General features: G+C 72.4%; 23 protein-coding genes and 2 tRNA genes. 21 read left to right on the top strand and 4 right to left on the bottom strand.

Features of this window, described 5'->3' with window-relative positions:
• Nucleotides 1-283: 283 nt before the first annotated feature.
• A complete protein-coding gene (locus ACZ5WK_RS02530; RefSeq protein ID WP_030056266.1) occupies nucleotides 284-697 on the bottom strand; it encodes an SsgA family sporulation/cell division regulator in 414 nt (137 codons plus the stop codon).
• 195 nt (nucleotides 698-892) lie between these two features.
• On the opposite strand from ACZ5WK_RS02530, the gene ACZ5WK_RS02525 reads away from it, so the two are divergent.
• From ACZ5WK_RS02525 to ACZ5WK_RS02515, 3 genes are all read left to right on the top strand, one after another.
• A complete protein-coding gene (locus ACZ5WK_RS02525; RefSeq protein WP_465544138.1) occupies nucleotides 893-1405 on the top strand; it encodes a TIGR02611 family protein in 513 nt (170 codons plus the stop codon).
• A gap of 147 nt (nucleotides 1406-1552) precedes the next feature.
• A tRNA-Val gene (locus ACZ5WK_RS02520) sits at nucleotides 1553-1624 on the top strand.
• 222 nt (nucleotides 1625-1846) lie between these two features.
• A tRNA-Val gene (locus tag ACZ5WK_RS02515) sits at nucleotides 1847-1918 on the top strand.
• Between the two features lie 80 nt (nucleotides 1919-1998).
• Here ACZ5WK_RS02515 and ACZ5WK_RS02510 read toward each other — a convergent pair.
• Complete coding sequence (locus ACZ5WK_RS02510; protein ID WP_465544136.1) at nucleotides 1999-2766, bottom strand: exonuclease domain-containing protein; 768 nt, start codon at nucleotides 2764-2766, stop codon at nucleotides 1999-2001.
• Nucleotides 2767-2914: 148 nt separating this feature from the next.
• On the opposite strand from ACZ5WK_RS02510, the gene ACZ5WK_RS02505 reads away from it, so the two are divergent.
• The 4 genes from ACZ5WK_RS02505 to ACZ5WK_RS02490 all read left to right on the top strand — a co-directional run bounded on the left by ACZ5WK_RS02505 (nucleotide 2915) and on the right by ACZ5WK_RS02490 (nucleotide 7381).
• Entirely contained in the window at nucleotides 2915-3469 is a 555-nt protein-coding gene (locus ACZ5WK_RS02505) for a DUF4365 domain-containing protein (RefSeq protein WP_396321702.1), read from the top strand.
• 32 nt (nucleotides 3470-3501) lie between these two features.
• A complete protein-coding gene (locus tag ACZ5WK_RS02500; RefSeq protein WP_465544133.1) occupies nucleotides 3502-4674 on the top strand; it encodes a hypothetical protein in 1173 nt (390 codons plus the stop codon).
• A gap of 87 nt (nucleotides 4675-4761) precedes the next feature.
• On the top strand, nucleotides 4762-6741 hold the full coding sequence (gene thrS / locus ACZ5WK_RS02495) for a threonine--tRNA ligase (protein WP_465544131.1): 1980 nt from the start codon (nucleotides 4762-4764) through the stop codon (nucleotides 6739-6741).
• A 79-nt stretch (nucleotides 6742-6820) separates the two neighbouring features.
• The gene (locus ACZ5WK_RS02490; protein ID WP_396321699.1) at nucleotides 6821-7381 is read left to right on the top strand and encodes an HIT family protein; all 561 of its coding nucleotides are present in this window, start codon (nucleotides 6821-6823) and stop codon (nucleotides 7379-7381) included.
• A 66-nt stretch (nucleotides 7382-7447) separates the two neighbouring features.
• Here ACZ5WK_RS02490 and ACZ5WK_RS02485 read toward each other — a convergent pair whose 3' ends face one another.
• Nucleotides 7448-9094: a hypothetical protein gene (locus tag ACZ5WK_RS02485; protein WP_465544129.1), complete on the bottom strand. Its 1647-nt coding sequence runs from the start codon at nucleotides 9092-9094 to the stop codon at nucleotides 7448-7450.
• A 183-nt stretch (nucleotides 9095-9277) separates the two neighbouring features.
• Between ACZ5WK_RS02485 and ACZ5WK_RS02480 the strand changes: the two genes are divergently transcribed.
• Nucleotides 9278-9712 (top strand): thiol-disulfide oxidoreductase DCC family protein, encoded by a 435-nt coding sequence (locus tag ACZ5WK_RS02480; RefSeq protein ID WP_465544127.1) that lies wholly within the window; start codon nucleotides 9278-9280, stop codon nucleotides 9710-9712.
• 12 nt (nucleotides 9713-9724) lie between these two features.
• Here the strand turns inward: ACZ5WK_RS02480 and ACZ5WK_RS02475 are convergent, their stop codons facing one another.
• The gene (locus ACZ5WK_RS02475; RefSeq protein WP_465544125.1) at nucleotides 9725-11782 is read right to left on the bottom strand and encodes an elongation factor G-like protein EF-G2; all 2058 of its coding nucleotides are present in this window, start codon (nucleotides 11780-11782) and stop codon (nucleotides 9725-9727) included.
• Between the two features lie 279 nt (nucleotides 11783-12061).
• Here ACZ5WK_RS02475 and pgsA point away from each other — a divergent pair, with 279 nt between their 5' ends.
• From pgsA to secD, 13 genes are all read left to right on the top strand, one after another.
• Nucleotides 12062-12709 (top strand): phosphatidylinositol phosphate synthase, encoded by a 648-nt coding sequence (gene pgsA, locus ACZ5WK_RS02470; RefSeq protein ID WP_396321695.1) that lies wholly within the window; start codon nucleotides 12062-12064, stop codon nucleotides 12707-12709.
• Between the two features lie 17 nt (nucleotides 12710-12726).
• Nucleotides 12727-13704 (top strand): phosphatidylinositol mannoside acyltransferase, encoded by a 978-nt coding sequence (locus tag ACZ5WK_RS02465; protein ID WP_465544123.1) that lies wholly within the window; start codon nucleotides 12727-12729, stop codon nucleotides 13702-13704.
• 29 nt (nucleotides 13705-13733) lie between these two features.
• Entirely contained in the window at nucleotides 13734-14918 is a 1185-nt protein-coding gene (locus ACZ5WK_RS02460) for a glycosyltransferase family 4 protein (RefSeq protein WP_465544121.1), read from the top strand.
• 84 nt (nucleotides 14919-15002) lie between these two features.
• The gene (locus ACZ5WK_RS02455) at nucleotides 15003-15368 is read left to right on the top strand and encodes a 5-carboxymethyl-2-hydroxymuconate Delta-isomerase (RefSeq protein ID WP_465544119.1); all 366 of its coding nucleotides are present in this window, start codon (nucleotides 15003-15005) and stop codon (nucleotides 15366-15368) included.
• A gap of 96 nt (nucleotides 15369-15464) precedes the next feature.
• Nucleotides 15465-15965, top strand: a complete 501-nt coding sequence (locus ACZ5WK_RS02450; protein WP_396321817.1) for a hypothetical protein — start codon at nucleotides 15465-15467, stop codon at nucleotides 15963-15965.
• 208 nt (nucleotides 15966-16173) lie between these two features.
• Nucleotides 16174-17085, top strand: a complete 912-nt coding sequence (pdxS, locus tag ACZ5WK_RS02445; RefSeq protein ID WP_030258885.1) for a pyridoxal 5'-phosphate synthase lyase subunit PdxS — start codon at nucleotides 16174-16176, stop codon at nucleotides 17083-17085.
• A gap of 170 nt (nucleotides 17086-17255) precedes the next feature.
• Nucleotides 17256-17879 carry a pyridoxal 5'-phosphate synthase glutaminase subunit PdxT gene (pdxT, locus tag ACZ5WK_RS02440; RefSeq protein ID WP_396321691.1) on the top strand — a complete coding sequence of 208 codons (624 nt, stop codon included), beginning with the start codon at nucleotides 17256-17258 and terminating at the stop codon, nucleotides 17877-17879.
• 123 nt (nucleotides 17880-18002) lie between these two features.
• Nucleotides 18003-18761 (top strand): YebC/PmpR family DNA-binding transcriptional regulator, encoded by a 759-nt coding sequence (locus ACZ5WK_RS02435; RefSeq protein WP_209410139.1) that lies wholly within the window; start codon nucleotides 18003-18005, stop codon nucleotides 18759-18761.
• A gap of 246 nt (nucleotides 18762-19007) precedes the next feature.
• A complete protein-coding gene (ruvC, locus tag ACZ5WK_RS02430) occupies nucleotides 19008-19577 on the top strand; it encodes a crossover junction endodeoxyribonuclease RuvC (RefSeq protein WP_465544116.1) in 570 nt (189 codons plus the stop codon).
• A complete protein-coding gene (ruvA, locus tag ACZ5WK_RS02425) occupies nucleotides 19574-20185 on the top strand; it encodes a Holliday junction branch migration protein RuvA (RefSeq protein ID WP_396321689.1) in 612 nt (203 codons plus the stop codon). Before ruvC ends, ruvA begins: the two co-directional genes overlap by 4 nt.
• Nucleotides 20186-20342: 157 nt before the next feature.
• On the top strand, nucleotides 20343-21434 hold the full coding sequence (gene ruvB, locus ACZ5WK_RS02420; RefSeq protein WP_396321688.1) for a Holliday junction branch migration DNA helicase RuvB: 1092 nt from the start codon (nucleotides 20343-20345) through the stop codon (nucleotides 21432-21434).
• A gap of 247 nt (nucleotides 21435-21681) precedes the next feature.
• Complete coding sequence (gene yajC / locus ACZ5WK_RS02415) at nucleotides 21682-22089, top strand: preprotein translocase subunit YajC (protein WP_465544113.1); 408 nt, start codon at nucleotides 21682-21684, stop codon at nucleotides 22087-22089.
• 146 nt (nucleotides 22090-22235) lie between these two features.
• Entirely contained in the window at nucleotides 22236-24044 is a 1809-nt protein-coding gene (gene secD / locus ACZ5WK_RS02410) for a protein translocase subunit SecD (protein WP_465544111.1), read from the top strand.
• The last annotated feature ends 2 nt before the right edge of the window (nucleotides 24045-24046 follow it).

Genomic DNA, 24046 nt, shown 5'->3' with positions numbered 1-24046 from the left:
CGCCCCCCCCCCCCCCCCCCCCCCCCCCCCCCCCCCCCCCCCCCCCCCCCCCCCTTCTCCCCCCCCCCCCCCCCCCCCCCCCCCCCCCCCCCCCCCCCCCCCCCCGCTCCCGGGCGCCTGCGGTGCGGTGGCCCGCTCCGGGTGGGAGCGGACCGTGTCACCGGCCCCGAGACCGCGTCGTGCGCGGCTGAGTCTGCTGCCGTGCCCCCGAGTAGGACGGCTGCGGTGACGGCAGGGAGTGCGGCCCCGCTGACTGCGGGGCTTGACCGCCTCCCGGACGGGGTCAGCTTTCGGCGAGGATGTGGGACAGCTCCCGGTCGAGGTCGAAGTGACGGTGTTCGGTGCCGGGGGGCACGGCGGCGTCCGTCCGCTTGAGGAACGACTCAAGCGCGCGGGCCGGGGCCTCCAGCAGGGCTTCTCCTTCCGGAGAGCTCAGTGCGATGCAGACCACCCCTTGCCCGTGGCTGCGCGAGGGCCACACCCGGACGTCGCCGGTGCCGGTGGGTCGGTGCAGCCCCTCCGCAAGGAGATCTCGGGCGAACACCCACTCCACGGTCTCGTCGGCGCCGGTGTGGAACGTGGCGTGCACGGCATAGGGGTCGGCGGTGTCGTAGCGCAGGCCCGCGGGGACGGGCAGTGAGGACTCGCTGGACACGATGAGGCGCAGGTGCAGCTCGCAGCTGACCGTGGTGTTCATAAGCGCCATGGCCTTTCGCTCAGTGTGCGCTCGGGGAATCGCACGTCGGCGAACGGACCATCCCACCTCCAAGACCGATGTAAACCCCTCTGTCCCGATTCGGGGGCGAGTCGTACCCCTTACGGCGCATTGCGGAATCGGCACAGAGCGCCTGCCGGGGGCATTACCGGGCCACTTCTCGGTTAGTTTCCTGGCATGACTGTGCGAAGCGACAAGGCGGGCGCGAACGCGGCCGGGAACACGGGAGCGGGGGAGGCGGTCGTGCCGGACGAGACGGGGCCGCGGTCGGCGGCGGGAGGAGACGGCCGGGAGCCGGAGGAGACGGACGGCGGGCGGCCGCTGGGCTCGCGTGCGCCGCTGTTCATCCGGCGCTCCCGGCCGCTGCACCTGAGCTGGCAGGTGGCGGTCTTCCTGGTCGGCCTCGCGGTGGTGGTGGCCGGCGTGATCATGCTGCCGCTGCCCGGACCGGGCTGGGTGGTCATCTTCCTGGGCATGGGCATCTGGGCGACCGAGTTCGTCTGGGCCCAGCTGGCCCTGCGCTGGACGCGTCGCAAGGTGGCCGAGGCGGCCCAGAAGGCGATGGACCCGAGGGTGCGGCGGCGCAACATCACGCTCGTCGCGATCGGCCTGGCGGTGATCGCCGGGATCGGTGGCTGGTACCTGTGGAGGTACGGGCTGGTCATGCCCTGGAAGATCAAGGACAGCTGACCCCGGACGGTCGCAACGGATGGCACCCGTCCGGGGGACGAGCCGGGCGACGGGCAGCGGGACCGGCCGGGGGCCGGGTGGGACGGGGGCCGGCACGAGGGGTGTTCGGACCACCCCGCGGGATGCGGTAATGTTTTCCCTGCACCCGGGCGATTAGCTCAGCGGGAGAGCACTTCGTTCACACCGAAGGGGTCACTGGTTCGATCCCAGTATCGCCCACCGGAATGCATTGTGATACGTGAGGCCCAGCCGATTATCGGCTGGGCCTCACGTGTATTTCCACAATGTCGTGAACAACTGCTCGGGAGTTGCCCCGGAATCGGGCTGAGGCGCAGTCATCTTCCGCGCGGAGTGCGAGTTCTGCGGATGTGCCAGGTGGTCGCCGGGGGATCCGAGTTGTACGACACTCCCCGAATGGTGCTACTGTTCTTCTCGTTGCCCGGGCGATTAGCTCAGCGGGAGAGCACTTCGTTCACACCGAAGGGGTCACTGGTTCGATCCCAGTATCGCCCACCGGACAGCACGCAGGCCCTGATCGGAAGACCGGTCAGGGCCTGCGGCGTTCGCGGACCAACCGTGTCCCGGCCGGGCCGCTACGCCGCCACCTCACAGCTGTGCTGCGGCGAGAGTCGCCGGCCGCAGCCGCACCGGGCCGGCCGCAGCGGCCAGGAGAAGTCCACCCGCTCCGGCGACCCCGAGCGGTCGAACCAGTTCTGCAGCCCCCGTGCCTGCGCCGCGTGCCAGACCGCCTGCCGCAGGTGCAACTCGGCCGCCGACAGCCCGCCCAGCGCCGCCGGGTAGCGGGCGCCGATCGCCCGGACCAGCTCCAGCGCCGCCGTCGCGTCCGCCGCCGCGTCGTGGGCCCCGGCCAGCTCCACCCCGTAGTGCGCGCACAGGTCGGTCAGGGTGCGCCGGCCCTTGCGGTAGCGGTCCACGTGCTTGTCCAGCACCCGCGGGTCGAGCACCAGCAGACCCGCCGGGCCGAGGCCGTCCGCCAGTGACACCGACCAGTGCCGGCGCAACTCCCGGTCCAGCAGCGTCAGGTCGTACGGCGCGTTCATCACCACCACCGGGCGCCCGGCGCGGGCCTGCTCGGCCAGGGCGCGGGCGACCTCCGCCACCACCGTCCGGGCCGGGCGGCCGAACGCGCGCACCCGCTCGTCGGTGATGCCGTGCACCGCACGGGCGCCGTCGGGTATCGGGACGCCCGGGTCGGCCAGCCAGGTGGCGGTCCGCGCGGGCGCGCCCGGGGCGGGCTGGACGACCAGGGCGGCCGAGACGATCCGGTCGGTCTCGACGTCCACGCCGGTGGTCTCGGTGTCGAAGGAGGCGAGCGGGCCGGTGTACCAGTGCTGCTGCATGACTGCCCCTCAGGACTGCGTTCCCGAGAGGGTGATACCGCTCCTGACGCCCGCTCAACCGTTTGGCCGCAGCCCGGCCGGGCACCCTGCGTTCAGGTGTCCCGTTCGAATCCGGACGGGCCCGGGTGCCGGGGGAGGCAACGGGGCGATGGCGCTGACACACCCGCAGCCCGAGGGAGCTGCGGCCGTCCTGCGGGGAAATCTGGCGGTGACGGCCTGCATGGAGACGCTGCAGGTCGGCTACCTGCACGCGGTCGCCGCGGCGGCCGGCTGCTCGCTCTCCCAGCCGTTCCCGGACAACGGCATCGACTGGCAGGTCAGCCACGGCTCCCGGGCGCACGAGGTGGACGACGAGGTCACCATCAAGATCCAGCTCAAGGCCACCCAGCAGATCGCGCCCGGACCGCGCGGGCCGTTCTTCAGCTTCACCCTGGACAACGACCACCTGCGCAAGCTCGCGCGGGCCCGGGTCGCGGTGCCCCGGATCCTGGTCGTGATGCTGCTGCCGCGCCGGGTCGACCACTGGCTGGAGGCCCGGCCGGACGCACTGGAGCTGAGGCACTGCTGCTACTGGGTCAACCTGGCCGGCCACCCGGTCACCGGGCAGCGCCGGACCAACGTCCGGGTGCCCACCGCGAAGGTCTTCGACGACCGCGCACTGTGCGACATCATGGCGCGGGTCGGTGCGGGCGGCAGCCCGTGACGGCCCGGCCCCCGGCGGGGAGGAGCAGGACCATGACGCTGCCACACGGGCCGCAGGACGGCGCCCCGCCGCTGCCCGACCCGGCCTCCGTCGACCCGGCGGTGCTCGCCACGCTGCTCGCCCGGCACGGCTGGGTCCGCCGCGGCGGCCCGTCCGCCCGGTACGGGCGCTGGACTCCGCCGGACGACGCCGACCCGGGCACCAGCCTGCTGGTGCCCGCCGGGGACGGCTTCGACGACGCCGTCGAGCTGCTCGCCGACGCCGTCACCGCGCTGTCGCACTCCCGCAGCCCGTCCGCCCGCTCCATCCTGCTGGCGCTCACCGTGCCCGGCGACGAGCTGCAGTGGCGGCGCGAGCTGCCCGGACCGGCCGGCACCGCGCCCTGGGACGACGCCGAGCGCCTCCAGCGGGCCGCGCGCGCGATGCTCGCGGCCGGAGCCAAGGCCGGGCGGACCAGGGCCGCCTACTTCGGTGCCCGGCTCGACGCCTGGGCCGGGGACTTCCTCGAACACGTCCTGGTGGTCGAGCAGGGCCTCGTGGTGGACAACGGCGGCGGGCTCACCGCCTACACCCCCGCGCCCGAGGGCCGGGCCGCCGTGACCACGCTGGTCCGCGCCCTGGAGGCGCTGCGGGACGCCGTCGACTACCGGCGGGTGAGCGGCGGGCCGGAGGCCTTCGAGAACGCCGTCCAGGCCGGGGTCAGCCGCGAACTGGTGCAGTCCGTCGAGGAGCTGGTGCGCGGCGCGACCGCCGGCCGGCTCTCCGTCGCGTGGTCGGCCGCCGCCGGGACGCCCGGCGGCTTCGGCGACCGGCGGATCGCCCTGGAGTTCTCGCCCGGGGACCTGCCCGCCCTCGAGGAGGCCGCCGCCCTGCTGGAGCGGATCGAACCGGCGGTCGCCGTCACCGTCGTCGGCATGGTGGTGCGGCTCAAGCGCGCCGACCCGGCGGGCCCCGGCACCGTGCGGCTGCGCGTGCTCGGCGGCGCCGAGGTCAGCGAGGTGCGGCTCCGGCTCGCGGACCCGGCGTACCGGCTGGCCGCCGAGGCCCACCTCGCGGGCGTTCCGGTGCGGGTCAGCGGCAGGCTGGAGCGGCGCGGCGGGTTCCGCCGGCTCACCCACCCGCGGGGCCTGGAACTGTGCGGCCTGGAGGAGGCCGAGCGGCAACGGCTGCTGAAGTCGCTGGGGGAGGCGGGACAGGGGGCGTAGGTGCACGGCGGGGGTGGTGCTCTCGGTACCATCGTCACGCGCAGCGAAGTGTTGCGTCCTATGAATCCAGCACGTCAGGAGAGACCGGTGACGGACGTCCGGGTAATCATCAACCGCGAACCCGATCGGGAAGAGCGCGTGGTGACCACGGGCACTACGGCCGCCGAGCTCTTCGCCGACGACCGCTCGATCATCGCCGCCCGCGTCGGCGGCCAGCTCAAGGACCTCGCGTACGTCCTGCAGGACGGCGACGAGGCCGAGCCGGTCGCGATCGGCAGCAAGGACGGCCTGGACATCCTGCGCCACTCCACCGCGCACGTCATGGCGCAGGCCGTGCAGCAGCTCTTCCCGGAGGCCAAGCTCGGCATCGGCCCGCCGGTCAAGGACGGCTTCTACTACGACTTCGACGTCGAGAAGCCGTTCCACCCCGATGACCTCAAGGCCATCGAGAAGAAGATGCAGGAGATCATCAAGCGCGGGCAGAAGTTCTCCCGCCGCGTGGTCACCGACGAGGCCGCCCGCGAGGAGCTGACCGCCGAGCCGTACAAGCTGGAGCTGATCGGCCTCAAGGGCTCCGCTGCCACCGCCGGCGAGGGCGCCGACGTCGAGGTCGGCGCCGGCGAGCTGACCATCTACGACAACCTGGACGCCAAGTCCGGCGAGCTCTGCTGGGGCGACCTCTGCCGCGGCCCGCACCTGCCGTCCACCCGGCACATTCCGGCGTTCAAGCTGATGCGCAACGCGGCCGCCTACTGGCGCGGCAGCGAGAAGAACCCGATGCTCCAGCGCATCTACGGCACCGCCTGGCCGACCAAGGACGAGCTGAAGGCGCACCTCGACTTCCTGGTCGAGGCCGAGAAGCGCGACCACCGCAAGCTCGGCAACGAGCTCGACCTCTTCTCCATCCCCGAGGAGATCGGCTCCGGCCTCGCCGTCTTCCACCCCAGGGGCGGCATCATCCGCCGTGCCATGGAGGACTACTCGCGCAAGCGGCACGAGGAGGAGGGCTACGAGTTCGTCTACACCCCGCACGCCACCAAGGGGAAGCTGTTCGAGAAGAGCGGCCACCTGGACTGGTACGCCGACGGTATGTACCCGCCCATGCAGCTCGACGAGGGCGTGGACTACTACCTGAAGCCCATGAACTGCCCGATGCACAACCTGATCTTCGACGCGCGCGGCCGGTCGTACCGTGAACTGCCGCTGCGCCTCTTCGAGTTCGGAACGGTGTACCGGTACGAGAAGTCGGGTGTGGTGCACGGTCTGACCCGTGCCCGCGGCTTCACCCAGGACGACGCGCACATCTACTGCACCCGCGAGCAGATGGCGGAGGAGCTCGACTCGACGCTGACCTTCGTGCTCAACCTGCTGCGGGACTACGGCCTGACCGACTTCTACCTGGAGCTCTCCACCAAGGACCCGGTGAAGTACGTCGGTTCGGACGAGACCTGGGAGGAGGCCACCGCGGTCCTCGCGGCCGTGGCCGAGAAGCAGGGGCTGCCGCTGGTACCGGACCCGGGCGGCGCGGCCTTCTACGGCCCCAAGATCTCCGTCCAGGCGCGTGACGCCATCGGCCGTACCTGGCAGATGAGCACCATCCAGCTCGACTTCAACCTGCCGGAGCGCTTCGACCTGGAGTACACGGCGGCGGACGGCTCGCGCCAGCGGCCGGTCATGATCCACCGTGCGCTGTTCGGCTCGATCGAGCGCTTCTTCGCGGTGCTGCTGGAGCACTACGCCGGCGCCATGCCGCCGTGGCTGGCCCCGGTCACCGTGACCGGCATCCCGATCACCGACGAGCACGTGCCGTACCTGCTGGAGGTCGCTGCCGAGCTGAAGAAGCGCGGGATCCGGGTCGAGGTGGACACCTCGGACGACCGGATGCAGAAGAAGATCCGCAACGCTCAGCGCAGCAAGGTCCCGTTCATGCTGATCGCGGGCAACGACGACGTCGAGGCCGGCGCGGTCTCCTTCCGCTACCGCAACGGCGAGCAGAAGAACGGCGTGCCGGTGGCCGACGCGGTCGCCGAGATCGTGGACGCCGTGGAGCGCCGCATCCAGGTGTGACGCCGTGGACGGAGGTAGGCGTGGGGCAGGCTCCTCAGGAGTCTGCCCCACTCTGCTTGGCAAGCCCGGCCGGGCGAATATGCTGATCAGCATGACGACTGAGCCGGAACTGCAGCGGGGCGTCGGCGAGCCGGACGGCTTCCGCCGCCTGTGGACCCCCCATCGGATGGCGTACATCCAGGGAGAGAACAAGCCCACCGGCCCGGCCCCGGACGACGGTTGTCCGTTCTGCTCGATCCCGTCGCTGAGCGACGAGGACGGGCTGGTCGTCATGCGCGGGAGCGCGGTGTTCGCGGTGCTCAACCTGTACCCCTACAACGGCGGGCACCTGATGGTCGTCCCGTACCGGCACGTCGCCGACTACACCGAGCTGGACGAGGCGGAGACCGCCGAGCTGGCGGTGTTCACCAAGAAGGCGATGACGGCGCTGCGGGCGGCCTCGGGGGCGCACGGCTTCAACATCGGGATGAACCAGGGCGCGGCGGCCGGCGCCGGGATCGCGGCGCACCTGCACCAGCACGTGGTGCCGCGCTGGGGCGGGGACACCAACTTCATGCCGGTGGTCGGCCACACCAAGGTGCTGCCGCAGCTGCTGGCGGACACCCGGAAGATGCTGGCCGAGGCCTGGCCGCAGGACTGAGCCCGGACACGCGCAGGGGCCCGTCGCCGGGAATCGGCGACGGGCCCCTGCGCGTGGCGTGTGCGCTCAGCCGGCGTCCAACTGGTCGACCTTGTACGGGCGGCTCCCCTGCACCTCGGACTTGATGATCGAGGCGCGGTTCTTGAAGAAGCGCTCGGTGTCGAGGTCGTGCTCCTCCAGGAACTCCAGCGTGGCCGCGTGGACCGCGCTGAGCACCGGGGCGGCGACGTTGAGCGCGTTGTCGGTCATCGACCGGGTGTTCCACGGCGGCGCGGCCCAGGCGTGCCGGAAGCCGAACGGCTCGGGCAGGCCGAGGCCGCCGCCGAGCCAGGCGAGCAGGCCCGGGATCCGGTAGAAGGGCGCGCGGACGGCCTGGCGGACCACCTCGTCGTTGTCGATCAGGGGGAGCTTGACGGTCTGCTCCTCCCAGAACTTCACGGTCTTCGAGACCGTCTTCTCCTTGTCCTTGGGCTTGTCGAAGAAGAGGCCGTTGACCGGTCCGAGCGCGTAGCCGGCCACCGTGATGTTCATGGTGTGGGCGAGCAGGACGACGGTGACGGTGAAGGTGATGACCAGCTTGCCGTCGTGCGTCACGAACTGGGTGGCGAGGTAGTGCCGGGGGCCGCCGGGGAAGGTCTGCTTGTCGGCGATGGTCTGGATGGCGAACTCGCGCATCCGGTCGCCGTCCATGTCGGCGCCGCCCGGACGGCTGATCTCGTCGGCGCCCTCGCCGACCTCCAGCACCACCCACTGCTTCACGGCGACGCCGGGGATCCCGCTGTTGGCGACGTCGCTGATGCCGAGCGCCTTGAGGTGGCCGGAGATCTTGCGGACGAGGTCCCAGGGGTGGAAGGCGCGGTAGTCGAGGTGGCCCTCGGCCGGGCGGAGGTTGTCCACGAGACGCCACTCGCCCCAGCGCTTTCCGACGCCGAGGATGCCCTTGCGGCCGGCGTAGTGCTGGATGTTGGTCTCCTGCTCGGACTCCAGCCGGCCGAGTTTGGCGCGCAGGTCGGCGGCCTTCTTGTCCAGGTCGTCGCGGGGGACGGCCTTGGGGACGGTGGCGGCGACGGCGTTGCCCTCGACGAGGGCCTGCCAGCGGGCGCGCAGGTCCAGGGCGGAGCTGAGCACGATGCGCTTGGCGAGGTACCAGCCGACGATCGGGGCGAGCATGACCAGGCGCAGGTAGATGCCGAGCAGGCCGCCGGCGGGCGGCTTGACCGCGAGGAGCAGGGCGACGGCGACCGCGGCGGCGAGGACGACGCCGCCGTAGACCGCGGCGTTCTTGGGGTTGTCCCGTTTGAGCCAGGCGCGGAGCTGGAAGGCACCGAGCCAGAGCAGGGTGCCGGGCAGGAAGAGCACGCCGGTGACGACGGTGACGCCGGTGAGCCTGCGGTCGCGGACGGCCCGGAGGTCGTCGGCGGCGAGGCAGTGCTCGACGATCTGGCGGGTGTCGATGCCGAACGACGGGACGAGCGGCTTGCGGTCCCCGCCGAGGGCGCGCCCGATGACGGCGCGGCTGAAGGCCTCGCCGAGGTTGGGGCGGAAGAGCGCGAAGCGGCCCTTCTTCGCGGTGGCGTCGGTGACCGCCGCGACGAACTCGTGGACCTCGCCGTCGCGGTAGGCGGTCGAGGAGAGCGCCTGGGTGACGGCGGTCTGCGGGCCGGCGTCCGTCCGGGGTATCTGCGCACCCGGGGTCATGTCGAGTGTGGTCACGGTGGCGTCCCCTCCTCCCCTTGTCAGCGGCAGGTTACCGTGCCCCGGTACCGGTGCGCGGATGATCGTCTGAAGTGCCGTCACGTTCGGGCCACACCGGGCCTGTCGGGCATGATGCCCACCTTCGGGGGCCGCGACGCCCCCGGTGGCGGCCGGGGGGGCGTAATGGGGCACGATGGGCGCATGGAGCGACCCGAGGGAGCTGCGGTGAAGGATCCGGTGCTGGTCTTCGACGGTGACTGCGCCTTCTGCACGACGTGCAAGGGGTGGGCCGAGCGGTATCTGCGGCAGACGCTGGCCTCGGGGGGCTGGGAGGCGGTGCCGTTCCAGTTCGCGGACCTGGCGGAGCTGGACGCGCTGGCCGGCGGGCACGGCGAGGTCACCTGGGAGCGGGCCGAGCGCGAGGTGCTCTGGGTGACGCCGGCGGGCCGGGTGTACGGCGGCGCGCAGGCGGTGGCGCGGCTCCTGATGCGTTCGGGCGGGGCGTGGGCGTACCTGGGCGGGTTGCTGGCGCTGGCGCCGGTGCGGCCGCTCGCGGCCGTGGTGTACCGCTGGGTGGCGAAGAACCGGCACCGGATGCCCGGAGGCACGCCGGCCTGCGCGCTGCCGCAGCGCTAGGCGGGGTCCGACCTAGGACTTCTCCCCGGTGTGGCGGGCGGCGAGGGCGGCGGGCATGGGTTCGTGGCGCAGGTGGGCGCGGGAGAACTCGGCCGTTCCGTGGGTGAGTGAGCGCAGGTCGACGGGGTACCGGACGAGTTCGAGTTCGGGGACTTCGGCGCGCAGCAGGGTGAGCGCGGGGCCGCCGGTCTCGGTCCCGAGGACGCGGCCGCGGCGGGCGCCGAGGTCGGTGAGGACGGCGCCGAGGTAGTCGTCGGGCAGCAGGACGCTGACGGCGGCGACGGGTTCGAGCAGCCGGATGACGGCGTGTTCGGCGGCGTCGCGCAGGGCGAGGGCGGCGGCGGTCTGGAAGGCCGAGTCGGAGGAGTCGACGGAGTGCGCCTTGCCGTCGGTGAGGGTGACCCGGACGTCGACGAGCGGGTAGCCGGTGGAGACGCCCTTGGCGAGCTGGGCGCGGATGCCCTTCTCGACGGAGGGGATGAAGTGCCGGGGGACGGCGCCGCCGACGACGTGCTCCTGGAATTCGAAGCCCGCGCCGGCCGGGAGGGGTTCGACCTCCAGGTCGCAGATGGCGTACTGGCCGTGCCCGCCGGACTGCTTGACCAGGCGGCCGTGGCCGGCGGCGGCGGTGCCGAAGGTCTCGCGCAGGGCGACCCTGGGTTCGACGGTGTCGACGTGGACGCCGTGCCGGCCCCGGAGGCGGTCGAGGACGACCTCGGCGTGGGCCTCGCCGGTGCACCAGAGGACCAGCTGGTGGGTGTCGGGGTTCTGTTCCAGGCGCAGGGCCGGGTCTTCGGCGACGAGCCGGGCGAGGGCCTGGGAGAGCTTGTCGTCGTCGGCCTTGCTGTGGGCCTCGATGGCGATGGGCAGCAGTGCTTCGGGCACGGTCCAGCCGTCGAGCTTCACCGGGTGGCCGGGTTCGTGGACGGTGTCGCCGGCGCGGGCGGTGGTGAGTTTGGCGGCGCAGACGAGGTCGCCGGCGACGGCGTGCGGGACGGGGCGCTGGAGTTTGCCGAAGGGGCTGGTGAGGCCGGTGACGCGTTCGTCGCCGTCCTGGTCGGCGGGGTGGTCGGGGCCGGCGAGGTGGATCCGGGTGTCGGGGCGCAGGGTGCCGGCGTAGATGCGCAGCAGGCTGATCCGGCCGACGTAGGCGTCGCCGGTGACGCGGACGACCTGGGCGGCGAGCGGGGCTTCGGGGTCGCACTCGGGTCCGGGGCGGGTGCGCTCGGTGGGGTCGGGGAAGGAGGTGGTGATGAGGTCGAGGAGTTCGGTGGCGCCGAGGCCGCTGTCGTCGGTGGGGACGGCGGGGTGGAGGGTGCAGGCGAGGATCTCGCGGCGCAGGCCGGCTTCGAGGGCGTCGGTGTCGAGGGGTTCGCCGGCGAGGTAGCGCTCCATGAGGGTGTCGTCCTGGCCGGAGATGGCCTCGACGAGGCTGTCCCGGGCGGGGCCGGTGTCGGGGAGCGGGTCGGCCTGGCCGTAGGTGTGCCCGGTGAGCAGGTCGACGCTGCCGTCGGTGCGGCCGTCGTGCCGGACGGGGAGGAAGAGCGGGCGTAGGGTGTCCGGTCCGAGGCCGAAGGCATCGTGGCAGGCGGCGAGGATCTCGTCGAAGCCGCTGCGGGCGACGTCGAGTTTGGCGACGGCGATGGCGCGCGGGATGCCTTCGGCGGCGCACTCGCGCCAGAGTGCGCGGGTGGGGGCGGTGACGGGGTCGGTGGCGGAGACGACGAAGACGGCCCCGTCGGCGGCGTGCAGGGCGGCGCGCAGGTCGGCGGTGAAGTCGGGGTGGCCGGGCGGGTCGAGCAGGTTGACCTTGATGCCGTGCCATTCGAGGGGGAGCACGGAGAGCTGGACGGAGCGCTGCTGCTGGTGCTCGATCTCCTCGTGGTCGGAGACGGTGTTGCCGTCGGTGACGCGGCCGGCGCGGTTGACGGCGCCGGCGGTGAGGGCGAGGGATTCGGCGAGGGTGGTCTTGCCCACGCCGCTGCAGCCGATGAGGACGACGTTGCGCAGGTGGCCTGGGCCGGTGACGGTGGGCGCCTGGCCGGCTCGTGCGGTGCTGCGGTCGGGCATCGGGGTCTCCTCCCGTCGCGCCGAGACTGTCGTTGAAAGTCTAGGTGCGGGTCCGGCGATCCGCGCCGCATGCGCGCGCCCGTGATGACCGTTCGTGTGGGTCCGCGCACCGGGGGTGACGAGCCGGCGGGGTGCGGGGGCGGGAGGACGGTGGCGTGCGCCGGAGGGTGTCGTCGGCGTGGCTACGATGGGTGCGCCGGATGGGCTGATCCGTCCGGCCGTCTGCCGCGCACTCTGCCGCAGGCGGGTACCAGGGAGATCGGAGCGGTCGGGAAGGCCATGCTCAACAAATACGCGCGTGCCTTCTTCACACGTGTCCTGACCCCGTTCGCCGCGTTCCTGATCCGGCTGGGTGTGAGCCCGGACGCCGTGACGCTGATCGGTACCGCCGGTTCGGTGGCCGGTGCGCTGGTGTTCTTCCCGCGCGGGGAGTTCTTCTGGGGCACCATCACGATCACGCTGTTCATCTTCTCGGACCTGGTGGACGGGAACATGGCCCGGCAGCTGGGCCGGACCAGCAAGTGGGGGGCGTTCCTGGACTCCACGCTGGACCGGGTGGCGGATTCGGCGATCTTCGGCGGCCTGGCCATGTGGTACGCGGGCAAGGGCGACAACAATCTGCTCTGCGCGGTGGCGATCTTCTCGCTGGCGAGCGGTCTGGTGGTGTCGTACACCAAGGCCCGGGCGGAGAGCCAGGGACTGCCGTGTGACGTGTCGGGGCTGGTGGAGCGGGCCGAGCGGCTGGTGATCAGCCTGGTCGGGGCCGGGATCGCGGGTTTGCACACGTTCGGTGTGCCGTACGTGGAGTGGCTGCTGCCGGTGGCGTTGTGGCTGGTGGCGGCGGGCAGCCTGGTGACGGTGTTCCAGCGGATGCTGACGGTGCGCCGGGAGGCGTTCGAGGCCGACCGAGTGGCGGCCGGGAGCTGAAGGGGAGCGGGCCTGCGGTGAAGGACCGACTGGTGTACTCGGCGTACGCGCTGGGCTGGGCGGTGCTCAAGCACCTGCCCGAGCCGGCCGCGTCCGGCCTGTTCGACAGGCTGGCCGATTTCGCGTGGCGCAAGCGCGGCAAGCGGGTGCTGCAGCTGGAGGCCAACCTGCGGCGGGTGCGCCCGGGGCTGGACGAGGCCGGGCTGCGGGAGCTGTCGCGGGCCGGCATGCGCTCGTACATGCGGTACTGGATGGAGTCCTTCCGGCTGCCGGTGTGGAGCCGGCAGCGGGTGGCCCGGGACGTGCAGGTCGAGGGCTTCGAGCAGCTGCGGGAGGCGATGGAGTCCGGGCGCGGCGCGGTGATAGCGCTGCCGCACATGGGCAACTGGGACCTCGCGGGCGCGTGGGTGGCGCTGGAGGGGTACCCGTTCACGACGGTCGCGGAGCGGCTGAAGCCGGAGAAGCTGTTCGACCGCTTCGTGGCGTTCCGGGAGAGCCTGGGCATGGAGGTCCTCGCGCTGACCGGCGGCGGGGGCAATGTGATCGGCACGCTGGCCCGGAGGCTGCGCGAGGGGCGGCTGGTCTGCCTGGTCGGTGACCGGGACCTCTCGGAGGCCGGCATAGGGGTGTCCTTCTTCGGCGAGGCGACCAGGATGCCGGCCGGGCCGGCGGCGCTCTGCCAGCGGACGGGGGCGGCGCTGCTGCCGGTGTCGCTCTGGTACGACGGCCCGGTGATGCGGGCGCGGATCCACCCCGAGGTGCCCGTGCCGGCGCAGGGGGACCGCCAGGAGAAGACCCGGCTGATGGTGCAGGCGATGGCGGAGGTCTGGGAGCAGGCGATCCGCGAGCACCCCGGGGACTGGCACATGCTGCAGCGGTTCTGGCTGGCCGACCTCCCGGTCCGTGCGACGGTGGAGGCACCCGCGGCCGGCCCGGCCGTCCAGCCCGTCGCGGAGCCGGCCGGCGAGCCCGCCGCCGAGGCCTCCGGGCCCTGACGGCGAACCTAGAGGAACACGAGGAATCAGTGAAGATCGGCATCGTCTGCCCGTACGACTGGGACGTCCCCGGCGGGGTGCAGTTCCACATCCGGGACCTGGCGGAGCACCTGATCGGCCTCGGCCACGAGGTGTCGGTGCTGGCGCCCGCCGAGGACGACGAGGCGCTGCCGCCGTACGTGGTCTCGGCCGGGCGGTCGGTGGCCGTTCCGTACAACGGGTCGGTGGCGCGGCTGAGCTTCGGCCCGCTGTCCGCGGCCCGGGTGCGGCGGTGGCTGCACGACGGCGCGTTCGACATCCTGCACGTCCACGAGCCGGTCGCACCGAGCCTGTCGATACTGGCTGCCTGGTCGGCGACCGGGCCGATGGTCGGCACCTTCCACACCTCCAACCCGCGGTCGCGCTTCATGATCGCTGCTTCGCCGATCCTGCAGCCGGGCCTGGAGAAGATCCGGGCCCGGATCGCGGTGAGCGAGTACGCCCGCCGCACCCTGGTCGAGCACCTGGGCGGGGACCCGGTGGTGATCCCCAACGGCGTGGACGTCGGCTTCTTCGCCGAGGCCGAGCCGGACCCGCGCTGGACGGGCGGCGCGGCGGCGGGCGAGCCCGGCACGATCGGGTTCGTCGGGCGGATCAACGAGCCGCGCAAGGGCCTGCCGACGCTGCTGGCCGCACTGCCGAAGATCCTGGCCGAGCGGCCGGGCGTGCGGCTGCTGGTGGCGGGCAAGGGCGACGAGGAGGAGGCGGTCGCCGGGCTGGCGCCGGAGGTCCGCAAGCAGGTGGAGTTCCTCGGCATGGTCAGCGACCGGGAGAAGGCCCGGCTGCTGAGCAGCGTCGACCTGTACGTGGCGCCGAACACCGGGGGCGAGAGCTTCGGGATCATCCTGGTCGAGGCGATGTCGGCGGGTGCGCCGGTGCTGGCGAGCGACCTGGACGCGTTCAAGCAGGTGCTGGACGGCGGGGACGCGGGCGAGATGTTCCCGGTGGAGGACGCGGACGCGCTGGCCCGGTCGGCGCTGCGGCTGCTGGGGGACCCGGGCCGGCTGGCGGAGCTGAGCAAGGCGGCGTCCCGGTACGTCCGGCGGTTCGACTGGTCGACGGTGGCCGCGGACATCCTGGCGGTGTACGAGACGGTGGCGGCGGGTGCGGCGGCCGTGGTCGAGGAGGACGAGCGCGGCGGCCGGCGCGGCCGGTTCGGACTGGCCCGGGACTGATCCCGCGGCGCGGGAAGCAACCGCGGGCCGCGGTGGTTGAGGTCTGCCGGACCGTAGTGATCACCGTGACCCCTGGAGGCACCGATGCCGCAGATCTCCGTCGACTACTCGCCCGAGCTGGCCGGCGCGTTCGACCGCCGTGAGCTGGGCCTGGCCATCAACCGGCTCGCCGTGAAGACCATCAACGCGACCCCGGAGGCCTGCAAGACCGTCTTCCGCGAGGTGCAGGGCTTCGTGGTGGGCGAGAGCGAGGGCCCGGACGCCCAGGTGTACGTGGAGTTCCAGATCTTCCCCGGGCGCACCGCGGAGGCCAAGGCGGCGCTCAGCGACGCCGTGCTGGCGCTGCTGGCGGAGCGGGTCGTCCCGGCGGCCGGCGCCCGGCTGTTCACGGCCGTGAACATCTCGGACATCGACCGGGACAGCTACCGCAGCGCGACCGTCGGCGGCTGAGCCGCGGCCACCCGGCGGCCGGGCCGCGGGCACCCGGTAGCGTAGCGCCCCGTGACTACCTGGATCTGGGCCGGCGTGGCCGTGGTGCTGTTCGGCATGTACCTGAGTTGGACGGCCGGCCGGCTGGACCGGTTGCACGCCCGCATCGACGCCGCCCGCGCGGCGCTGGACGCGCAGCTGGTCCGCCGGGCGTCGGTCGCGATCGAGCTGGCCACCTCCTCGCTGCTGGACCCGGCGGCCTCGCTGCTGCTGCTGGACGCCGCGCACGTGGCCCGGCAGGCCGACGACGAGCAGCGCGAGGTGGCGGAGAGCCAGCTCAGCATGGCGCTGCGGGCGGTGCTGGCCGAGCCGGAGCAGGTCGCCGTGCTGGTGGCCGAGCCGGGCGGCGAGGAGGCGGTGAAGGAGCTCACCGCCGCGGTGCGCCGGGTACCGATGGCCCGGCGGTTCCACAACGACGCGGTGCGGGCGGCCCGGGCGGTGCGGGAGCACCGGCTGGTGCGCTACTTCCGGCTGGCCGGACGCGCGCCGTTCCCGATGGCGTTCGAGATGGACGACGCGCCGCCGCCGGCGCTGACCCCCGAGGGCGCTCCGGCCTGAGCCGGGTGGCGCACGGCCTGCTTTCGGTGTGTGAACGGTCGGCGTCCGGCCCCGGGCCGCTTCTCCCACGGGGTGCGGCGGGATGGTCCGGATCCGGCCTGTTTGTCGTATCCCGTCGGCCCGCCTGGACTTGATGGCGCATGGAGTGACGGTTTCTTCCGCCTACCATAGGGCGATAGCACTGGTTCATCTTCGAGTGAGGTCTCACGTGTCCACCACCCCCACCACCGCAGACCAGCCGCAGATCGGCACCGCCCGGGTGAAGCGCGGCATGGCCGAGCAGCTCAAGGGCGGTGTGATCATGGACGTGGTCAACGCCGAGCAGGCCAAGATCGCCGAGGACGCCGGCGCTGTCGCCGTCATGGCGCTGGAGCGGGTTCCGGCCGACATCCGCAAGGACGGCGGCGTCGCGCGCATGTCGGACCCGAACATGATCGAGGAGATCATCGCGGCGGTCTCGATCCCGGTCATGGCGAAGTCCCGCATCGGCCACTTCGTCGAGGCCCAGGTCCTGCAGTCGCTCGGTGTCGACTACATCGACGAGTCCGAGGTGCTGACCCCGGCCGACGAGGTCAACCACTCCGACAAGTGGGCGTTCACCACCCCCTTCGTCTGCGGTGCCACCAACCTGGGCGAGGCCCTGCGCCGCATCGCCGAGGGCGCGGCCATGATCCGCTCCAAGGGCGAGGCCGGCACCGGCAACGTGGTCGAGGCCGTGCGCCACCTGCGTCAGATCAAGAACGAGATCGCCAAGCTGCGCGGCTTCGACAACAACGAGCTGTACGCCGCCGCCAAGGAGCTCCGCGCCCCGTACGAGCTGGTCAAGGAGGTCGCCGAGCTCGGCAAGCTGCCGGTCGTGCTGTTCTCCGCCGGTGGTGTGGCCACCCCGGCCGACGCCGCGCTGATGCGCCAGCTGGGCGCCGAGGGCGTCTTCGTCGGCTCCGGCATCTTCAAGTCGGGCGACCCGGCCAAGCGTGCCGCCGCGATCGTCAAGGCCACCACCTTCTTCGACGACCCGAAGATCATCGCGGACGCCTCTCGCAACCTGGGCGAGGCCATGGTCGGCATCAACTGCGACACCCTGCCCGAGACCGAGCGCTACGCCAACCGCGGCTGGTAGTCCAACCCCGCGTCCGGTGTCGGCCCGCCGCAGCGCCTCGGCGCGCGGCGGGCCGCGCCGCGCCGGGCCCCCGGACGACGACGGCCCGAAGAAGACGATCGCCCGGAGCGGAGCAACGTCCGCCCGGGGCAGCGATCACACGAAGAACCGATCGAAGAAGGTTTGAGACCGTGAGCACTCCAGTCATCGGCGTCCTCGCCCTGCAGGGCGACGTCCGCGAGCACCTCGTCGCGCTGGCCGAGGCCGACGCGCTGGCCCGCCCGGTGCGCCGCGTCGAGGAGCTGGCCGAGGTCGACGCGCTGGTGATCCCCGGGGGGGAGTCCACCACCATGTCCAAGCTGGCGCTGCTGTTCGGCGTGATGGACCCGCTGCGCGAGCGCGTCGCCGCCGGGATGCCGGTGTACGGCACCTGCGCCGGCATGATCATGCTGGCCGACAAGATCCTGGACGGCCGCGACGACCAGGAGACGGTCGGCGGCATCGACATGACGGTGCGCCGCAACGCCTTCGGCCGCCAGAACGAGTCCTTCGAGTCCGGTATCGCCTTCGAGGGCCTCGGCGACGCGCCGGTGCACGGCGTCTTCATCCGCGCCCCCTGGGTCGAGGCGGTCGGCGCGGGCGTCGAGGTGCTGGCCGAGCTGCCGGCGGCCGACGGCCCGGAGAGCCGGATCGTCGCCGTCCGCCAGGGGAACCTGCTGGCCACGTCGTTCCACCCCGAGCTGACCGGCGACCACCGGGTCCACGGCTACTTCGTGCGGATGGTCGAGGAGCACCTCGCCGCGGCCGCGCGGTAGCGGCCCGTCGGCACCGCGCGGTAGCGCCTCGCCGCCGGACGCTGACCGTGTGCTGTCCACCGGTGGCGGCACCGGTAAGATCTCTTCTGTTCATTTCCCTTTGGCGACGTAAAGGAGCTGGCGATGTCCGGCCACTCTAAGTGGGCTACCACCAAGCACAAGAAGGCCGTGATCGACGCCAAGCGCGGCAAGCTCTTCGCCAAGATGATCAAGAACATCGAGGTGGCGGCGCGCACCGGAGGCGGCGACCCGGCCGGCAACCCGACCCTCTACGACGCCATCCAGAAGGCGAAGAAGAGCTCGGTCCCGATCGACAACATCAACCGCGCCGTCAAGCGCGGCTCGGGCGCCGAGGCCGGCGGGGCCGACTACTCGACGATCATGTACGAGGGCTACGGTCCGAACGGCGTCGCGGTGCTCATCGAGTGCCTCACCGACAACCGCAACCGCGCCGCCTCGGACGTGCGCGTCGCGATGACCCGCAACGGCGGCTCGATGGCCGACCCGGGCTCGGTCTCGTACCTGTTCAACCGCAAGGGCGTCGTGATCGTCCCCAAGGCCGACGGCGTGGACGAGGACAAGCTCTTCGAGGTCGTGCTCGACCAGGAGCCCGAGGAGATCAACGACCTCGGCGAGTCCTTCGAGATCGTCTCCGAGGCCTCCAAGATGGTCGACGTCCGCACCGCCCTGGTGGACGCCGGCATCGACTACGACTCGGCCGAGGCCAACTTCCTCCCGAGCATGCAGGTCGAGCTGGACGTCGACGGCGCCCGCAAGATCCTCAAGCTGATCGACGCCCTGGAGGACAGCGACGACGTGCAGAACGTCTTCGCCAACTTCGACATCAGCGACGAGGTCGGTGCGCAGCTCGACGCCGAGTGATCGTTCCCACTGTCCGGCCCGGTGGTCCCTGGGACCACCGGGCCGGTGTCGTCGGTGGGTCTGTCGTACCCGGGCGGTAGCCTTCGCAGGTCGCTCGGCGAGCGGGCGGCCCGCCGCGAGCCCAAGGGCGCGCCGATGCCGCGAGCGACGGGCGACAGGTGCCGGAGGAGCGCCGGCGCGAGTCGTGTCGGCATCGGGTCCGGGCGCCCGGAGGCGAGCGGCGAATCAGGAGAGGCGGGGCACGACGTGCGGGTACTGGGTGTGGACCCGGGTCTGACCAGGTGCGGGATCGGCGTGGTGGACGGTGCGCCGGGCCGGCCGCTGAAGATGGTCGGGGTCGGTGTGGTGCGCACCCCCGCCGACGCGGAGATCGGGCCCCGGCTGCTGCTGGTCGAGCAGGGCGTGGAGAGCTGGCTCGACGAGCACCGGCCGGACCTCGTCGCCGTCGAGCGGGTCTTCGCCCAGCACAACGTCCGCACCGTGATGGGCACCGCGCAGGCCAGCGCGGTCGCGATGCTCTGCGCCACCCGGCGCGGCATCCCCGTCACCCTGCACACCCCCAGCGAGGTCAAGGCCGCCGTCACCGGCTCCGGCCGGGCCGACAAGGCCCAGGTCACCGCCATGGTGCAGCGGCTGCTGCGGCTGGACGCCCCGCCCAAGCCGGCCGACGCCGCCGACGCGCTGGCGCTGGCCATCTGCCACATCTGGCGCGGCGGCGCGACGGACCGGATCGCCGCCGCCGTGGCCAAGGCGGCGCCCGCCCGTCCGTCCGCCCGCCCGTCCTCCTACCGAGCCCCCCGAGGAGCCGCCCGATGATCGCCTTCGTCCAGGGCCCGGTGGCCGCCGTCTCCGGCGGCACCGTCGTCGTCGAGGTCGGCGGCGTCGGGATGGCCGTCCAGTGCACACCGAACACCGCGGCCGGCCTGCGCCTCGGCGAGCCCGTCCGGCTGGCCACCTCGCTCGTCGTCCGGGAGGACTCGCTCACCCTGTACGGCTTCGCCGACGACGACGAGCGGGCGGTCTTCGAGATCCTCCAGGCCGCGCCCGGGGTCGGCCCGCGCCTCGCCCAGGCGATGCTCGGGGTGCACCGCCCGGACGAACTGCGCGCCGCCGTCGCCGCGGGGAACGAGAAGGCTCTGATCGCCGTCCCCGGTATCGGCAAGGCCAAGGCCGCCAAGCTGCTGCTGGAGTACAAGGACAAGCTGGGCGCCCCGCACGGCAGTGTCCCCGCCCAGAAGCCGATCGCGGCCGGCCCGGCGCCGTGGAGCGACCAGCTGCACGCGGCCCTGGTGGGCCTCGGCTATGCGCCGCGCGAGGCGGACGAGGCGGTCACCGCCGTCACTCCGGAGGCCGAGGCGCAGACCGTGACCGACGTCGGCGCCCTGCTCAAGGCGGCCCTGCGGACTCTCAACCGGGCCCGCTGAGCACCTCTTTACCGATCTGACCACCTGTCATCTTGTCGACATTGGAGCCCGCAGCAGTGAGCGGACGAAGCGAGGAGGGGGTCGTGGCCGAGCGCAGCGAGGAAACCATGATGCGGGGCGCCGGCGAAGCCGCCGACGAGCGAAGCGAGGAGGGGGCATGAGCTCCTACGACTCCGACCCGGCCGACCGGCTGGTCACGGCCGCCGCCGACGGCGAGGACCAGGCGGTCGAGGCGGCGCTGCGCCCCAAGCAGCTGGACGAGTTCATCGGCCAGGAGCGGGTCCGCGAGCAGCTGTCCCTGGTGCTCCAGGCGGCCCGCAAGCGCGGCACCGCGCCCGACCACGTGCTGCTCAGCGGCCCGCCCGGGCTCGGCAAGACCACCCTCTCGATGATCATCGCGGCCGAGCTGGGCGCCCCGATCCGGATCACCTCGGGCCCCGCGATCCAGCATGCGGGGGATCTGGCGGCGATCCTCTCCTCGCTCACCGAGGGTGAGGTGCTCTTCCTCGACGAGATCCACCGGATGTCCCGGCCCGCCGAGGAGATGCTCTACATGGCGATGGAGGACTTCCGGGTCGACGTGATCGTCGGCAAGGGGCCGGGCGCCACCGCCATCCCGCTGGAGCTGCCGCCGTTCACCCTGGTCGGCGCGACCACCCGGGCCGGCCTGCTGCCGCCGCCGCTGCGCGACCGCTTCGGCTTCACCGGCCACATGGAGTTCTACGCGCCCGCCGAGCTCCAGCGGGTGGTGCACCGCTCGGCCGCGCTGCTGGACGTCGAGATCGACCCGGCCGGCGCGGCGGAGATCGCCGGGCGCTCCCGCGGCACGCCCCGAATCGCCAACCGGCTGCTGCGCCGGGTCCGCGACTTCGCGCAGGTCCGGCACGACGGCGTGGTGACGCCGGAGATCGCCGCCCAGGCGCTGGACGTCTACGAGGTGGACGCCCGAGGGCTGGACCGGCTGGACCGCGCGGTGCTGGACGCGCTGCTGCGGCTGTTCGGCGGCGGCCCGGTCGGCCTGTCCACCCTGGCGGTCGCGGTGGGGGAGGAGTCCGAGACGGTCGAGGAGGTCGCCGAGCCGTTCCTGGTCCGCGAGGGCCTGCTCGCCCGCACCCCGCGGGGCCGGATCGCCACCGCTGCCGCGTGGCAGCACCTCGGCCTGACTCCGCCGTTCCAGACCCCTCCGGTCCAGACCACTCGGGGCGTTCTGCCGGCCCAGTCGGAGCTTTTCCCGGCCGACGAGGGCTGAACGGGTGACACCGGGACGATAGGGGCGTACCAGGGCCCGGCGCAGGTCCGCGGGGAGAAGCCGGGGGAGAAGCCCGGGGAAACTGTGCAGGCCGAGGCTCGCCACTTTCGGCGGCAGGATGCGATGCTTGGCGTTGTCCGATCAGTTCGGGGTCGCCTAGACTCCGCCGGACCGCCCCTCTCACCTGACGGGCCGACCAATACCACACAGGCCGCCGGCCGGCGGCCCGTAAAGGACCCTGGCTGCAGTGAACCTCATCATCCTTCTCCTCCCGATCATCGCGATCGTGCTCATGTTCCGGTCGCAGAAGAAGCGCCAGTCGCAGATGCAGCAGATGCAGACGGCGCTGGAGCCCGGGGCTGGAGTGCGTACCATCGGCGGCCTGTACGCCCAGGTGAAGGCGGTGAACGACGAGACCATCGAGCTCGAGATCGCGCCGGGCGTGGTGACCCACTTCACCAAGAGCGCGATCGCGGCGGTCCTGGAGCCGGCGGAGTACGACGCGATCATCAACGGCCGCCCGGCCGACGACGAGCTTCCGGAGCCGGAGGCCGAGGACGCCGACGCCGAGCCGGTCGACGAGAAGCCGCTGACGCTCACCAAGGACGGCGCCGACAAGGGCGAGGCCGAGGGCGGGGCTCCCGCGAGCAAGTAGTACGGCCGGGCACCCGCCCGGTCGCGCGGCGCAGTGCCGCGAGTCCACAGGATCTCAGGGCCGCAGATCCGCCACGCCCCCGTCCAGCCACGAGCCGGACGGGGGTCCGGTAGGGGAGGTGGCATGGACAGGGAGAAACGAGCAAGGTGGCAACACCCAAGTCGCGCCCGCGCGACGGTTACCCGGGGCGGGCGCTGGCCCTCATCCTGGTGGTCACCGTCGGACTGGTCGCCCTCATGTTCGGGACGGGCAACACCAAGCCCCGCCTGGGGATCGACCTCGCAGGCGGCACCAGTATCACGCTGAGCGCGAAGTCGACCGATCCCAAGGCGATCAACAAGTCCAAGATGGACATCGCCACCGGGATCATCGAGCAGCGCGTCAACGGGATGGGTGTCTCCGAGGCGGAGGTCCAGACCCAGGGCGACCGGAACATCATCGTCAACATCCCCAAGGGCGGTGACAAGCAGAACGCGGCCGACCAGGTCGGCACCACCGCGAAGCTGTACTTCCGCCCGGTCCTCGCCCTCGCCCCGACCGGCGTCCAGGCGCAGACCCCGAGTGCGGCCCCCTCGGCGAGCGGCAGTGCCGCCCCGAGCGCGAGCCCCTCGGCGTCGGCCTCCGCCTCGGCGGGTGCCGCGACAGGCAGCGCCAGCCCCACCAAGCAGGGCCGCGCCGTCGGTGAGGCCCTCGCCGCCGACGCCAGCCCGTCCGCGGCCGCCACCGGCAGCGCGAGCGCCGCCCCGAGCGCCGCCGCCTCGGGTTCGCCCGCCGCGACCCCGAGCGCCGCCGCGACCGCCCCGACCACGCCGGACCTCTCCGCCGCGATGACCCAGGGCACCGTGCCGCCGGAGCTGGCCGCCCAGTTCGCCGCCCTGGACTGCTCCAAGCCGGAGCAGCGCCAGAACCTGCAGAAGTCCGAGGAACAGTCGACCGTCGCCTGCACCCAGAAGGACGAGGACGGCGTCTACTACAAGCTGGCCCTCGGCCCGGTCGCGGTGAAGGGCTCCGACATCTCCAAGGCGCAGGCCAGCATCGACACCCAGCAGGGTGCCGGCTGGCAGGTCCAGCTGCAGTTCAACGGTGCCGGCACCGACGCCTTCACCAAGATCACCGGCCAGCTGGCGCCCCAGGCCGCTCCGGCCAACCAGTTCGCCATCGTGCTGGACGGCCAGGTCGTCTCCCACCCGTACGTGCGCGGCGCCATCCCCGGCGGCTCGGGCGTGATCTCGGGCAACTTCACCCAGGCCGAGGCGCAGAACCTCGCCAACGTGCTGAGCTTCGGCGCCCTGCCGCTGGAGTTCACCACGGACGACGTCACCACCGTCTCCCCGCAGCTCGGCGGCGACCAGCTGCAGGCCGGTCTGATCGCCGGCGCCATCGGCATGCTGCTGGTGGTCCTCTACTCGCTGGTGTACTACCGCGGCCTCGGCCTGGTCTCCATCGCCGGTCTGATCGTCTCGGCGATCCTGACCTACTCGATCATGAGCCTGCTCGGCGCGGGGATCGGCTTCGCGCTGAACCTGCCGGCCGTCTGTGGTGCGATCGTCGCGATCGGTATCACCGCGGACTCCTTCATCGTGTACTTCGAGCGCATCCGCGACGAGGTCCGCGAGGGCGCCCCGCTGCGCCCGGCGGTCCAGCGGGCCTGGCCGCGTGCCCGGCGCACCATCCTGGTGTCGGACTTCGTGTCCTTCCTCTGTGCCGCCGTGCTCTACCTGGTCTCGGTCGGCAAGGTGCAGGGCTTCGCGTTCACGCTGGGCCTGACCACCGCGCTCGACGTCGTCGTGATCTTCCTCTTCACCAAGCCGCTGATCACGCTGCTGGCCCGCCGGAAGTTCTTCTCCGACGGCCACCCGTGGTCCGGTCTGGACCCGAAGCGCCTGGGCGCCCGCCCGCCGCTGCGCAGCAGCCGTCGCCGTACCCCCTCGTCCGCCGCCGTGAAGGGGGCCTGACA

It is taken from the genome of Kitasatospora sp. NPDC032757 (assembly GCF_055579305.1).
The sequence above is the reverse complement of the archived record's forward strand: the minus strand, read 5'-3'. Positions and strand labels throughout refer to the sequence as shown.